Source organism: Sporosarcina sp. A2, from assembly GCF_050858885.1.
Taxonomy (GTDB): Bacteria; Bacillota; Bacilli; order Bacillales_A; family Planococcaceae; genus Sporosarcina.
This window is the reverse complement of the sequence record NZ_CP193898.1, coordinates 123,783-137,936: the sequence shown is the minus strand read 5'-3', so window position 1 is coordinate 137,936 and position 14,154 is coordinate 123,783. Positions and strand designations below refer to the sequence as shown.

The following is a 14,154-nucleotide window of genomic DNA, read 5'->3' as shown; positions in this document are numbered from 1 at the left end:
GCGGATGCTTTCCAAGGGGCTTGATTTCAGCCTCCTCGGTTCTCTACGCTCCATGCGAGGTCTTCAATCTGCGCTGACCGCTACGGAGTCGCCGCACTACGCTACGTTCCACGTAGGTTACTAGGACAAAGGTCATGATTCGAGGAAGGAAATGAAGTAGGGTTCTCGTGAGGTGGAGGATTTGATTAAAATTCGAAAGACAAAAACTCCCCTTAGGGCTATGAGTAGACCTTAAGGGGAATTGGTTAGAAACGGAAGGGTTCGCGTTTTACGGCTAGGCTTCCGACAATGTATGCGAGTAGGGATAGGAGTACTGGGATGGTGACGGTGTGGACGCCCAGTAGGTTGCCGTATGCCTGGTTGTAGAAGTGAATGGCTATGTAGCTGCCTATTCCGGTGAACATTGATAGGAGCGCGCCATATTTGTTGCCGTGTTTCCAGTAGAGTCCGAGGACGATTGGCCAGATGAAGGCGGCTTCTAGTCCGCCGAATGCGAATAGGTTTAGGAAGATTAGCAGATCAGGTGGCTGTAGGGCGAGTAGGAATACGATGATTCCGAGTACGCCTGTGATGCCGAAGCTGAGCTGTTTGACTCTTTTTTCAGGTGCGTCTGGTTTGATGAAGTTCAAGTAGACGTCTTTGACGATTGCTGAGCTGACGAGCAGCAAGAGCGAGTCGACTGTGGACATGATCGCGGCCATTGGTGCTGCAAGGACGATGCCAGCGAGCCAAGGCGGCAAGACTTCAAGCGCGATGAGTGGGATGACTTTGTCTCCCACTTCGATTCCCGGCATGACTGGGCGCGCGAAGATGCCAATTAAGTGCATATTGAGCATGATGAATCCTGTGACGATGGTACCGATAGCGAGTGCGCGGTGCATGGCACGGGAGCTTTTGTAGCTCATTGTGCGGATGACCATTTGTGGAAGTCCGACCACTCCAACTCCGACTAGGATCCAGAAGCTTGAAACGTATGCTGTGGTTAAGCTGCCGTCTGCTCCGAATGGCGTCACGAGGCGCGGGTTTTCATTCAACAAATCTTGCATAATAGCTGGAATTCCGCCACCTGCGATGATGACTCCGATGAGCAAGATGAGCGTGCCGATGACCATGATGGCGCCTTGAACAGCGTCGGTGAGCGCGACGGCGCGGAATCCGCCGATTGTGACGTAGACGAGGACGCTGATCGCAAAGATGAAGAGCGCCGATGTGTAGCTAAGGCCAGTGAGTGATTCGATGAGACGCCCGCCCCCTACCCATTGCGCAGTCATCGCAGAAAACAGGAAGACGATGATGGCGATGGCTGAGAGAATTGCGACGGCTGGGCTATTGTAGCGCGCTTTCAGGAAGTCGATCATCGTGATGGCGTCATAGCGACGGCTCAAGATGGCGAACTTTTTCCCGAGTATGAGTAGGACGAAGTAGCCAGTGACGACTTGGGTCATGGCAAGAAGTGCCCAACCGAAACCGACAGTGTATGCAGTTCCGGGACCGCCAAGGAAGCTGGATGCGCTTCCGTATGTAGCAACCATGGTCATCGCAAGTACGAAGCCGCCGAGTTCACGGCCGCCAAGGAAATAGTCTTGCAGGAAGCTGCCGCCATTTCCCATTTGTTTGGAGGCGATGAATCCGATGGCGAAGATTGCGATTAAGAAAATAATGAGCGGGATGAGTACGCCGATATTCATGAGTTCGGTCCTTTCTGGTCGTGAAAGTTAGGTGGATCTGGATGATAGGTTGGATCGTCGTCGAGCGGCATGTCGGTGAGGACGAATTTCGCTAGGATGACGGTGATGATGGACATGAGTATGAAACCGACGACGCAGCTCCAGAAGAACCAGTCAGGTAGGCCGAATATGTATGTGTATTCTTCGACAGGACGGCCGCCGAGTCCATAGGCGAATCCGAACCACCAGATGAAGTTAAAGATGGCGAGTGCGACGCCGATCCATGCTTCTTTATGCGCAGTTTTGAAGCGCGGGTCTTGTTTGGACTGATTAGGCTGTGGTGAGCAGGGTGTTTCTGGTCGCATGGCGGTGCCTCCTATTGGCGTGTGCTGTGTTTTTGTTGAGTATATCCTATTTTGTGGGTGGTTGGTAGAGGGAATTGTGTGTTTGGTATTGACTAATCGGGCGGGTATGCGCTCTAATCGGGCGGGTATCTCGTGGAAATGGGAGGGTTGCCGCCTGAAACGGGCGGGTATTTGATGTAATCGGGCGGGTTGGCTATTGGAATGAACGGATAACTCCTACCTCAAGAGGAGTTCATGCCTCTTGAGCTTCATAAAAATGCAACGCGAAGCGGTGCACACCAATCAATCTTGGTTTAGGTGCGTGGAAATACTAGTCGGTCGCGAGACTGCTTGGCACGGATATCTAATTGGATTCCGCGGAAGGTAATGATTGGTATGTCCACATAGGATGGTATCCTTGTCTACCTCCATGCAAAGAAGCCTCGCATAGCGAAGCGTTGTTTCATTTAGACAACAAGCTATAGTTCACACCCCTACCACTTCCCCGCTTCTGAATGTTCGACCGTACTAACATCCTTTTTGCGGTATGCCGACTAGTCAGTCCAGTAAATTCGCAAAAAGCTCGATTTGTGAGGGGCTCTGGCATCAACATGAACCATTCTTCGATTGCGGTTTCATGGCTATGCAGATCACGGGTGCCACATGCCTGACATTCCCAGCGCAAGTTTCGCCACTCCATCACTGCCGGACTCTCGCAGTTTACGCAAAATACTCCGCCACGAATTTCATATTTTTCCATACGGTAGCGGGTTAATAGAGCAATCGGGATATAGTCCCGATGCGCTGCAGTTAAGTTACGGGCTAATTTCATAATTGCCTTTTTATCCAACCGTCTTTCACTTGGAATAAGCGAACGAAAGTATGCGGGAGCTTCATAAGTTGTCATTATTGGTAGGCTAGGTTGAGCCTCAATGCTCATTTCATTGATGTGTGAAAATACAATGATTCCCCTCACTTCAAGTTGCATTCCCCTGTGCCTCAACCACTTTTCTAGGAAGTGAATCTTCCGTTCTACCTCTATTATAGGACTGTGAAAAACCTTACGCTTTCCGTCGATGGACTGTTTGACAAATTGTGTAGGGTTGGCTGTAATTATAATTTTATCTGCTAAGTTTTTGACTTCTGAGATGATGACCGCATCAGGTGTGATGAACAACGAGTCTATTTGGAAGTAGACTCCCTCGTATTGTAGGTATAGATCATGAAGAATTGCGTGGGGATAATCAGTACGTACCTCTTTCATATAACGATCGTATTCCAACTCACCTGCATATCCCGCACGTGATCTATAAGTTTCATTTTGAATATAGCTATACTTTTCATGTGATCGGGGCATTCGTTTTTCAAGTGCTTGCAATGCTTTTAGCATGTTAGGCGTTGATCTTTGTTTATAAAGCAACAACTTCACCTCTTTTTTCTTTAGTGTAGCCTGTCCTTAAAAAGATAGATATAGATTGTCGCAAAGCCGAATTATTGGGTTTCCGACACAATTCACTGTGCGATTTTTACGGTCATCTAGTTAAAGTAGTAATTGCAAAAATGCGATGCGTAGCGGTGCACACCATTCAATCTTGGTTTACGTGCGTGGTAGTGCTAATTAGTCACGAGATTGATTGGAATAGGCATTCGTTAGATTACATCGGCAGAGGAAACGGGCGGGTTGAGCGGTGAAATGATCGAGTAACTTGTAAAAACGGGCGGGTTCTCATTGTAAACGGGCGGTTAGCTCATTGTAAACGGGCGGTTAGCTCACGGAATGAATCGCTTGGCAATCTGTCGGTACAAAAAAAACCTGCATTGGCAGGGTTTTTATTTGGTGCAGTATTGGTAGATGGCGGCGGTTGCGAGGCAGTCGCCGATTGCGTTGTGGGCGTCGTGTTCGAGTTGCAAGTATTGAGTAAGTGTCGTGAGTTTGTGATTGGGTGTGTCTTTGATTTTTTGACGTGCGATTTTAACGGTGTCGATGACGGTGTATTCCGGGATGGAGACGCCATTTACGCCTTCGAGGGCGTACAGAAAGCCCATGTCGAAGGCTGCGTTGTGCGCGATGATTGGCAGTTCTCCAATGAATTCAATCAGCTCAGCTATTTTTTCTTCTATCGTTGGTGCTTCTTCTACCATTTCGTTGGAGATGCCCGTTATGCGGGTGATGGTCGGTGAAATGTAGCGCTGCGGATTGATAAGGGCGTCCATTTCTTCATCTTTCCAGTGATCGAAGTAGCGGATTGCACCGATTTGAATGATTTTATCTGCGCCTGCCCTTAATCCTGTCGTTTCAAAGTCGAGCACGACGTAATCTGTTACGGGTTTTGTACTTTTTTTATATTTTTGTGCAGTTGTTTTGCGTGAACGATTTGGCTGCTCGGCCTTTTCTTGCAGCAGTCGAATCGCTTTTTCGTGGATATCCATACGATTGCCCCCTCTACGAACCTATTACGGCTAGTATACCCCGGAACGACCGCACAAAACAGACTCCATGTTTGAATAGCAGAAGTGTTACAGCAGTTTTTTATTAAAATGAAGAATGGCTCCTATTAGAAAGGCGAGTATCGCACCAATAGCGACGATAAATGGTGTTCGCATTTCTTTCAATGCCACTTCCCCTGTCAGCATTTGCGGAGGTGACGTCAACAATTGTAATGGATTCCAAATCTGAGTTTCCGGAAAAATCGCAATGATGAACAATATGATGACAGCTATCACTGTCACTAAAAGACCGCCATACGCGGATGCGAAATAAGTGTTGCCCCAGAGGGTGATTGTGAATAGGAGTAGCCCTAATACATAGACGCAGCCCGCTGCGAGGAACACATGCTGGACGATGCTTTGATCCCAATAAAAAGCTGTGTAGCTGTATGTGACGATGAATGTCAGCAAGAATGCGAGCGTCCAATAGGAAAAGCCCATCGCAAATTTAGCGGTGATGACCGTGCTCCGGCGCAGCCCTTTTGTAAGCAAGATAACGAGTGTTCCATTTTCCAGTTCTTTTGACATCATCGTGCTGAACAAAAGAATAAAGATGAACAGTCCCATTTGCGGAAAGTTTTTGTAGAATTGCAGCCACGAGTCGAGTGCAGTTGGTTCAGGCAGGTTCAGGATCGTGCCTTCAGGCATAAAGTTTCCCATGATTGCCGGCGTGATTTTTGCTGTGAATGGATTTAAAATGCCGAGTACTGAAAAAATTAAGATGGTGAGCAGCAGCTTGTAGGACTTTACGCTTTCCGTCCACTCTTTCTTGAGAAAACCGAACCATGGACTCATTTCAGCACCTCCAAAACGACTTGTTCGAGCGGTTTTGTGTGGGGGTACATCGATTGAATGACGAGGTTGCGATCTGTGAGCTCGCGCATGAATTGTAAGTGTTCGTTGTCGCTCGATAACTGTACGATGAGTGCATTTTCTTCTATATAACTAGGGGTTTCAGTTTCCTTGAGTTGCGAAAGCGCCTGCTCAGCCGTTACCGTAAATGTGAAAACAAATTGATGGTCCACTTGTTGCTGGAGTACGGTGAGATCATCCTCAAAGATGATGGTTCCTTCGTGAAGCATCGCGACACGGTCACAGATTTGTTCAGCGTCAGAGAGGATATGCGTTGAGAAGAATACGGTTGTCTCTGATTTAGCGGATTGTAAAATGGATAAAATCTGCGCGCGTCCGACTGGGTCGAGAGCGGACGTGGGTTCATCGCAAATCAGCAGTTTAGGACGGTTCAGGAGTGCTTGCGCAATGCCGAGTCGCTGTTTCATGCCCCTTGAGTACGTTCGGATGGGGGATTTGGTTTGGGTTAATCCTACAAGTTCGAGTAATTGTGCAATGCGTGGCTTGCGCTCTGATTTCGGCATATTTGTAATGACGGCGCATAACTGCAAGTATTCGTGTGCAGTGTAATACGGATAAAATTCAGGGACGTCTGGCAAATAGCCGATATGAGCGTTCGTATTTGTTTGTCCGAATGTGACGGTTTCACCTGCGATGGTGATGGTGCCAGATGTAACTGGCACTAACCCTAGCATGCATTTCATGAGTGTCGTTTTGCCGGCACCGTTAGCTCCTACGAAGCCGAATATGGAGTGCTCTGGTATGGTGAGATTGACGTTTTTGAGAACTTCTTTTGCGCCAAAACGCTTGGTGACGTTGTTAATGGACACGACCATCTTCGTCCCCCCTTCCTGCGATAAAGTAAATAAGCGGCCCGATGAATTGAATAAAAAGAACAATTAGCAGCCACATGACTTGGTTGCCGAACCGGTAATGCGGGTGGCGAATGACGTGAATGACTGAAAAAATAGCGAGTCCGAATTGGAGCAGGACAAGCGGTATTATGAACGGTAAATATTCCATGAGCAGGTTTAAATCTGTGTTCATTATTTATCCTCCAATCCCCATTTTAATTTCTTTTTTAACGTGCGCATTTCTTCATCTTCTTGATAGGGTTCAAAAAATGGTGCGTCCATGATCTCAAGAATCGATCGTTTAATAATTCCATCGTTGCGCAGCGCGTTTTTCCCTAGATCTAATTGCTCCAACCAGCCTTCCAATCGATTGAAATAGGCATCTCCACGGAGTTCAATCGGCCATAGATTGTGAATGCAAACATCGACATACTTCGTGAGGTACTTATAAAGCATGTCACGATTTTTCTCAGCTGCAGCTGTTTGTGCGGCGCTTACATAAAATTGAATACACATATTCGGATGAAGATTTTTGAGTTCGTATAGGTCTATCAATCCGTCGATTCTCCGAATGGTTTCATTGAAAGAAGCGTGTTCGGACGCTGTGAGCCTCAGATAAATCGGACTGCTGCCAACAATTTGGAGAATGCTTTGGTACATCATCACTTGAATCACACGCGTTGCTTCTTCGGTGTTTCCGACTTGTTCATGGGCAGTTGCGAGCACCACTTCGTCTCCGATGCTTGGCTGGATGACGCCATCTAGGAGTTCAAGTGTTTTTTGTGGATTTGCTTGCATGAGTGCAACGTTTGCTTGCAAGGAGTTCACTTGTCTAAGCACCCAGACGTCGTTGCTGATCAGGCGAATCCGCTCGAGCCATTGGGTGATTTTGTCCAAGATACTCACGATGTCTTCTGCAAGGTGATAATAGTTAAGCATAAGAATACTCATTTGCAGGAGCAGTGAAGGATGGTGATAGTACGTTTTCACTTGGTTTTCGACTTCCTCGAACACTCCTGGAAATGGTTCTTTCCCGAACTTCTGCGAGAAGTCATTGTAGAGTTCTTGGATTGTTTGCTTGGAAACCTCTTGTTCGTAGTGGAGCAGTTCATCGACCGTGATATCAAAGTAGGCCGCAAGTTTCGGGAGTAATGTGATATCTGGATGACTTTGTCCTTTCTCCCACTTAGAGACGGATGCTTTTGTGACTAGGCAATGCACGGCGAGTGTCTCTTGCGTGATGTTCATCCGCTGACGTTCACGAAGTATAATGGAGCCGATTCCGAGCATGGTGTCTCCCCCTTTTATGTTCTCTCTTTAGTATATGTTAATTGGTGGGAGATTCAATCTCCTCTTGGTTGATATTTGGAGTGATGGGTCAACTTTGTTTGCTTGAGAGTGGATGTGTTCACTGTAGTGAACGGGCGGGTTCATAGCCAGAGCGGGCGGGTTGCTCGGGAAATCGGGCGGGTCCATTGCCAAATCGGGCGGGTTGCTCGGGAAATCGGGCGGGTCCATTGCCAGATCGGGCGGGTTGCTTGGGAAATCGGGCGGGTCCATTGCCAGATCGGGCGGGTTGCTCGGGAAATCGGGCGGGTCCATTGCCAGATCGGGCGGGTTCATTGCCAGAACGGGCGGGTTGCTTGGGAAATCGGGCGAGTTCAACGCCGGTGCTAGCGGGCAGCCAAAGCCCATATTCTCTCATTCTTTCATCCCTAAATGCGCAGCGAAGCGGAGCACAACAATCAGGCTTGGTTTTGAAATGGGGAAAGATAGATGGGTCGCAAGCTTGGAAGTGGATTGGAATGGATATGCTACCGCTGGAATGGAGCGGTTCGGCAGCGGTATCGAGCGATTGCATGGCATAATCGAGCGCATACAAAAAGACTGCCCGAAGGGAGGGCAGCCTTTTCACATTATTTCTGTACGATCACGTAGCTTCCAGCAGCTTCGATATCAAACTGCGCTTCGTTCTTTTTCACTTTGGCTTTTGATGATTTGTTTGTGCTCACGTTGAGTGCTTCTGCTTTCTTCAACTGTTTCGCCGTCTCTTCATCCAATTGGATTGCGACTGCGATTACCTCATCAAACTTTTTGACAGCAGTTTTCTCCGCTGCTGTACCTTTTGAAAACTCGATTGTGTAGACATCTGTGACTGCATTTTTCACATCAGCGGATGAAGATGTGCCAAGTGTGATGACTGCGTCGCCTGCGCGGCTAAGCAATTCTTCAACTGCGTCGGCTTCAAATGTGTACACTGCGTTACCTGCTTTTAGGACAAGATCTTTGCCTGACTTCTCGATTTGCTTCAATACTGCTTTTGAAAATTCCACGTCGATCGTGCCAACAGCCGCAGGTACGTCAACGATGATTTGTTTCGCTTTTTTGTCTGCGATGAATGATGCAATCATATCTTCAGTTACCACTACTGCTTTCGGTGCAGCGGCTTCCACGTGGACTTTGATAGTCGTTGTGAAGTCGCGAAGTGTCACGCTGATTTCAGTGTCTCCTGCAGCGATTGTTGTGATTTCACCTTGGAATACTGTTGCAACGTTAGCATTGTTTGACTTGAATGCGGCTTCCGTTGTCACGTCTTTCGTTGTTGACGTTCCATCGGCTTTCGTCGTTGTTTCGACGAGTTTGACGCTAGTTGTGTTCCCTGCTTTCAAGGAAACCGTGTCTTTATCCAACGAATACGTAACGATTGGAGCCGGCTCCCCTTTGACCGTCAAGTAGACGAGTAGGTTTTCCCCGTTTGGCAAATCGACTTTCACTTGCGTTTTGCCTGGTGTGAGTGCGCTGATCAACCCTTTGTTAACCGTTGCAATTTTGTTGTTCACGACACTGAATTTGCTAGCGCCCGTGACGTCTTTTTCAGTGATTTTACCTTCTGGAGTTACTGTTTTTTCTGTAACTTTCAATTGCTTTTGTTGCTTCAATTGCATCTTCACGTCGGTTTGGTCAACCGAATACGTGACGATGTTTTGTGGAGGTGTCACAACTTCAATGTAAACGAAGATCGTGTCTTCTCCAGGAATCATAACGCGGACTTGTGTTTTTCCTGCTTTCTGAGCAGTAACGAGTCCTTTTGAAACTGTTGCGATTTTGTTATTCACTACGTTGAAGTTTGTTGACGGTGTGAAATCTTTCTCAACAACTGTGCCGTCCGGCTTTACGGTCGTCTTCGTAACAGTAAGTTGCTCTTGCTGACCTACACCGAGTTTAAGCGTGTTCTTATCTACCGCATATGTCACGACGTCTTGCGGAAGATCTTTAACTTCAAGATAAACGAAACGTGTATCTTGTCCTGGAATCATAACGCGGACTTGTGTTTTTCCTGCTTTGTGAGCAGTTACGAGTCCTTTGTGAGCCGTAGCAATCGACTTATCGACTACGTTGAAGTTTACAGTTGGCGTTACGTCTTTTTTCACGACTGTTCCGTCCGCTTTTACTGTTGTCTCCGTGATTGTAAGCTGCTCTTGCTGTCCTACTCCAAGCGCCAACTCTTTTTTGTTGAGTGCGTAGCTGACTTCTTCTTTTACTGGTTCTGCTGTAACTGTTACAGGAACTGTTTGTGAGAAGTCTTTGTACGTGACTGTGATATCTGCTGTACCTGTAGCGATTGCAGTGACTTTACCTGTAGCAACTGTTGCAACTGCTGTGTTGCTTGAAACGAATGTTGCTTCAGCTGTTACGTCGCGTTCTGTTGACGTGCCGTCTGGCTTCGTCGTTGTTTCTGTGATGAGTAGTTGAGCTGTTTCGCCTGCTTTCAAGTCGAGTTTCGATTGATCCACTGAAACAGAAACTGTATCAACGGGCTCATCGACTGCTGTGTAGATGACTTGTTCTGCTTTGTTGCCAGCAGCATCTGCATATTTCACGGTTACGTTGTTTTGGGTTTTATCAAACGTCGGAAGATTGAATGCGAATGTGCCATCCTGTTCCAATTTAACGCTACCTGTATCAACGACTGCACCTGCAGCTGTGACTTCGTATGTTGCAGAAAGTTTCGTGTTGATGTCGTAGCCCATTCCGTATTTCACGAGCTCTTTTTGGTAGTCAACATATTTGTCGATGACTTTACCTGTTGCCTTGCTGTCTGCAACTTCCCCTTCGATTGTGCCTGATGTCGATTTCACGACAACGGGTCCAACGTAATCAGAGATTGTTTTCGGATTGCCAGACTTTGGTTCAGCTGTGAAGTCGATTGTGTACAAGCCGTCTGGTATCTGTGCTTCCCCAGTTCCTCCCCAAGGCGTATAGCCGCCCTTGATTGAAAGAGTGTAAGATCCTCCAGCTAGTTCAGTACCAGCGTGCAGATATCCAATGTACCCGTCTTCGAATTTACCGCCTGTTGGATCCATGATATTCCAAAGTTCAATATAGTTTGCTCCTACATCACCTGTAATTGTGAAGGAGAGCAATGCTTCGTCTTTAACGCCATCACCATCGAATGAAAGATCCGTTTCCGAAATTTTCATATCTTTCAACGCGACTGCTGCTGCGCCTCCAAAATCAGCAGCAAATGGTAATGAAAGATCTTTACCGTTGCCTTTGATGTGGATGTAGCCGAGAATTTCATCTCCAGCTTTTGTTGTTGCTTTTGAAGCAGTTAACGTCACTTTTATTTCCTGTTCGCCGTTCAATGTGAACTCAGGTTTGTCGACTGTTAGTTTCGCGTCTCCAAATCCTTTTGTTACGTCAACAGATACGGTATAGTCACCGCCCGCTGATTTCAAATCTTTCACGTTGATTTTCTTTGTGACAGAAAGATCTTTATCCAACTTTTGAGGACCGAATGTAACAGTTCCCTTTAAGTTTTCAACTTCTGTGCCGTCGTTATTAGCTGTATCAATCGCGTAAGCTAGAACGTCTACGTGTGCTGCTTTGTAAGCGTCCACGCGTCCTGCGCCTTGAGCGAATACGTCATACTTTTTAGTGTCAAGAATTGTTGCTGTGTTAGAAAGTGCTACTTTCACGTCAAAAGCGTTCCATGTTGGGTTCGCTTGTTTCACGAGTGCTGCAATTCCCGCGATGTGTGGAGTTGCCATGGACGTACCTGTTTTGCGTGAGTATGCTTCGCTATAATCTGCGTCCGGGAAGTCGTTCCCGTACATTGGGATTGTTGACATGATATTCTTTCCAGGCGCCGCGACGTCTGGCTTAATGTCAAAGTTCGGTGTGGATGGACCACGTGAACTTGAATCGTTGACGTCATCGCCTGTTGTTTTAACGCTTGAGAATTGATCGAACGAAATGGTTCCTGGTGCTGTTGAGAGTGCTGCACGTAGTGCTTCTCCATCTGTGTAGGACATATCAAATGTTGGGATGAATTCAAACGCATCTCCGAGGAATACATTTGATTTTCCTGGTGCGCCTGATCCAGCTGCTGAATTATGGACGATGATTCCGACTGCGCCTTGCTTCTTAGCTGCTGCGACTTTGTCGACAAACGCGATTTCGCCACGTGAGACGAGCGCAATTTTGCCAGTCACATTAAGTCCAGCGTAGTCTTTTTCAGCGCCAACGCTTGGAACTGCGACGAGGTCATAGTTGCCAGATAGCTGTGTTTTTACGTCTTTACCGAATGTCGTCGCCATCAGGTCGTTTACTTCGTTGTAAGTGAAGTCGCCCGCAGTAACGTTTACGTTCGCTTTGAAATTTGTTTCAGGATTTGTTGTATTCCCAACCGCGATTCCAAGTCGTGCTGTCGCAGGAGTACCCATTGTGCCACGGTTCGGGCCTGAGTTTCCTGTTGCAATGACTGAAATCGTTCCTGCTAGCATTGCGTTGTTGATGGCGAATGATCCACCGTCTGTTTCAGAGTTCGCGCCACCACCTAGTGATAGGTTGATAACGTTGATACCCTCTATTACTGCTGTGTCAATTGCTTTGATGATACCTGAAGTTGCACCACTTCCGTATGCGCCAAGGACGCGGTACGAGTATAGGTCAACTTTTGGTGCGATTCCTTTGATACCAAACTCGTTATTCCCTTGTGCTGCAATTGTTCCAGCTACGTGCGTTCCGTGAGTTGTATTGAATGTACTTCCATTCGCGTTCACTTCTGGCTTGTTAGTTGGACGATCAAGTGGAGATGTTTCAGAACCATCGTCATCTGCGCGCGGACGTGCATAATCACTGCCTACGTGAGGAACGAAATTTTTACCGCCTTTATAAACGGCTTTTAAATCCGGATGTGTAGAGTCAATTCCAGTATCGAGTACTGCAACTTTGACGCCTTGTCCTTCAATTCCTTCTTCCCAAAGCTTGTTAATACCTAAGAATGGGATGCTTGTGTCCATTTTCGCATCTACTTTCGGGTCTACTTTTTGAAGACCTTCAGATGCATAGACTGTTGTATCGGGTTCGACGTATTTCACGCCGCTAATTGTTAGGAGTTTCTTGAGGTCATTCGCTTTCACTTTACCGGAGAGACCGTTGAGGACTGTATCGTATGCGTAAACTTGGTCGAATTTGACGTTGTTAGCCGTCATTTGTTTTCGTGTTGTGGTTTGTTGAGCTTTAATTTCCGATCTTTTTTTAGCGATTTCAGATTGTGTCATCTTCTTCCCGTTTAGCTTCTTGATCCCTTGTTCAAGACCAACCGCTTTTTCGGATAAATGAATGATAACGGGAACTTCCTGACTACCAGTAAGATCTTGGAGATCCTTGTGGAGTCGTGCATCCCCTTCCAGCAAGCTTGTCTGTTGTGCAATCGCAGCCTTTTGCTGGAGCACACTTTCATCTTGTTGATTCGGCTTGAACGGCTGTTTCAACAGCGCTGCATTTGCAATGCCAGAAAACGGCAAAACAAGCGAAAGAACCATGATGAGTGTTAGAAATGTACTTAGAAATTTCGTGAATTTCTTATTGGTCAATTCCTCTTCCCCCTTAAACTGATTGTTGTCAGATTTAACTAAGTTAAGTGACAGATTGACAATATCATAGATTAGAATATTTTAGAACGGCTTTAGGACAAGGTTTATGCGATTTAACACCATTTCCAGAAAAATCGTTCAATAGGCATTCGATTGAGTCCTGTGGAGTAGTCCGTTGGAAGTGGAGGGTATTTCGGATTTCGTGATAAATGGAGGGTGTTATGGAGATAGTGCGTTTGGAGGAGGTGGTTTTTTTGAGGCTTATCCACTTGTGCGTCCCGCTTGAGTGGATTACAGGGATGCACGATCACTTAAGCAAACTTAAAACCCCCCCCAAAAAAACACTTCGCAACTTATGCGAAGTGTTTATATAAAATATTTAGTTGGCCTCTCCACTAATCTTACAGCAATACTTATAAATATCGCCAGTTGCACGACAATCGGTTAATCCGCTCATTGAGTTTTGCTTAGTGCCCAGTAAAAAGGCCAAGCGTTTCATCTTTTCTACGTCCTCTAATTGACTAGCTACTTTCCTAGCTAATTTTGTCGTATCAACTACTGTGAATTTAGGCAAATGAACCTCTGAAAAGTCTTGAAGCGATTCTAAGAAACCCATTTCAAACGAACTGTCGTGAATGACAATTGGTAAATCTCCAATATAAGAAAGGAGCGGCTGAATGACTTCTTCCATAGTTGGCGAAGAAGCAATAGCTTCATTTGATAAACCAGTGCGCTGCGTTACTTCAATCGGTATATGTCGATTCGGATTTACAAGTGTATCAAAGTGATCTTGTTCCGAATGATTGATATGTCTTATCGCGAGAACGCTAATGATTTTATCAGCTCCCGCACGCATTCCAGTCGTTTCAAAATCTAATAAAATGTAGTCCTTATGACAATCCTCAGTTGTTATATAGTTACTATTTCGAGTCTGTTTGCGGACTCTAGTATTTTTTTGCATTGGCTGCTGATTCAACATGGTGTTGACTCTATCTCGTTGTGTTTCCATTAGTTGCACGTCCCTTACTATGAATGCTATGAAGTTCATATTCCCGTTTTTCACAATAAT

The 14,154-nt window shown here is 46.4% G+C and carries 11 protein-coding genes; 1 reads left to right on the top strand and 10 read right to left on the bottom strand.

The features are described from left to right. Positions 1 to 245 precede the first annotated feature (245 nt). From panF to ACRPI0_RS00655, 8 genes are all read right to left on the bottom strand, one after another. Positions 246 to 1,688, bottom strand: a complete 1,443-nt coding sequence (gene panF / locus ACRPI0_RS00690; protein WP_432354138.1) for a sodium/pantothenate symporter — start codon at positions 1,686 to 1,688, stop codon at positions 246 to 248. Continuing rightward, positions 1,685 to 2,032 carry a YhdT family protein gene (locus ACRPI0_RS00685; RefSeq protein ID WP_432354136.1) on the bottom strand — a complete coding sequence of 116 codons (348 nt, stop codon included), beginning with the start codon at positions 2,030 to 2,032 and terminating at the stop codon, positions 1,685 to 1,687. The genes panF and ACRPI0_RS00685 overlap by 4 nt, the downstream gene beginning before the upstream one ends. Before the next feature lie 442 nt (positions 2,033 to 2,474). After that, positions 2,475 to 3,401 carry a nuclease-related domain-containing protein gene (locus ACRPI0_RS00680; protein WP_432354134.1) on the bottom strand — a complete coding sequence of 309 codons (927 nt, stop codon included), beginning with the start codon at positions 3,399 to 3,401 and terminating at the stop codon, positions 2,475 to 2,477. A gap of 440 nt (positions 3,402 to 3,841) precedes the next feature. Continuing rightward, the gene (locus ACRPI0_RS00675) at positions 3,842 to 4,441 is read right to left on the bottom strand and encodes a 3'-5' exonuclease (RefSeq protein WP_432354132.1); all 600 of its coding nucleotides are present in this window, start codon (positions 4,439 to 4,441) and stop codon (positions 3,842 to 3,844) included. Between the two features lie 87 nt (positions 4,442 to 4,528). Next, on the bottom strand, positions 4,529 to 5,293 hold the full coding sequence (locus ACRPI0_RS00670; protein WP_432354131.1) for an ABC transporter permease: 765 nt from the start codon (positions 5,291 to 5,293) through the stop codon (positions 4,529 to 4,531). Beyond that, the gene (locus ACRPI0_RS00665) at positions 5,290 to 6,186 is read right to left on the bottom strand and encodes an ABC transporter ATP-binding protein (protein ID WP_432354129.1); all 897 of its coding nucleotides are present in this window, start codon (positions 6,184 to 6,186) and stop codon (positions 5,290 to 5,292) included. Before ACRPI0_RS00665 ends, ACRPI0_RS00670 begins: the two co-directional genes overlap by 4 nt. After that, a complete protein-coding gene (locus ACRPI0_RS00660) occupies positions 6,170 to 6,397 on the bottom strand; it encodes a PLDc N-terminal domain-containing protein (RefSeq protein ID WP_432354128.1) in 228 nt (75 codons plus the stop codon). Before ACRPI0_RS00660 ends, ACRPI0_RS00665 begins: the two co-directional genes overlap by 17 nt. Then, entirely contained in the window at positions 6,397 to 7,494 is a 1,098-nt protein-coding gene (locus ACRPI0_RS00655; protein ID WP_432354126.1) for a helix-turn-helix domain-containing protein, read from the bottom strand. Before ACRPI0_RS00655 ends, ACRPI0_RS00660 begins: the two co-directional genes overlap by 1 nt. A 248-nt stretch (positions 7,495 to 7,742) precedes the next feature. Here ACRPI0_RS00655 and ACRPI0_RS00650 point away from each other — a divergent pair, with 248 nt between their 5' ends. After that, the gene (locus ACRPI0_RS00650) at positions 7,743 to 8,072 is read left to right on the top strand and encodes a hypothetical protein (protein WP_432354124.1); all 330 of its coding nucleotides are present in this window, start codon (positions 7,743 to 7,745) and stop codon (positions 8,070 to 8,072) included. Positions 8,073 to 8,120: 48 nt separating this feature from the next. On the opposite strand, the gene ACRPI0_RS00645 is transcribed toward ACRPI0_RS00650, so the two are convergent. Both ACRPI0_RS00645 and ACRPI0_RS00640 read right to left on the bottom strand, forming a co-directional pair. Next, positions 8,121 to 13,085, bottom strand: coding sequence for a S8 family serine peptidase (locus ACRPI0_RS00645; RefSeq protein ID WP_432354122.1), 4,965 nt, complete (start codon positions 13,083 to 13,085; stop codon positions 8,121 to 8,123). A 379-nt stretch (positions 13,086 to 13,464) separates the two neighbouring features. Then, complete coding sequence (locus ACRPI0_RS00640) at positions 13,465 to 14,148, bottom strand: exonuclease domain-containing protein (RefSeq protein WP_432354120.1); 684 nt, start codon at positions 14,146 to 14,148, stop codon at positions 13,465 to 13,467. Positions 14,149 to 14,154 lie beyond the last annotated feature (6 nt).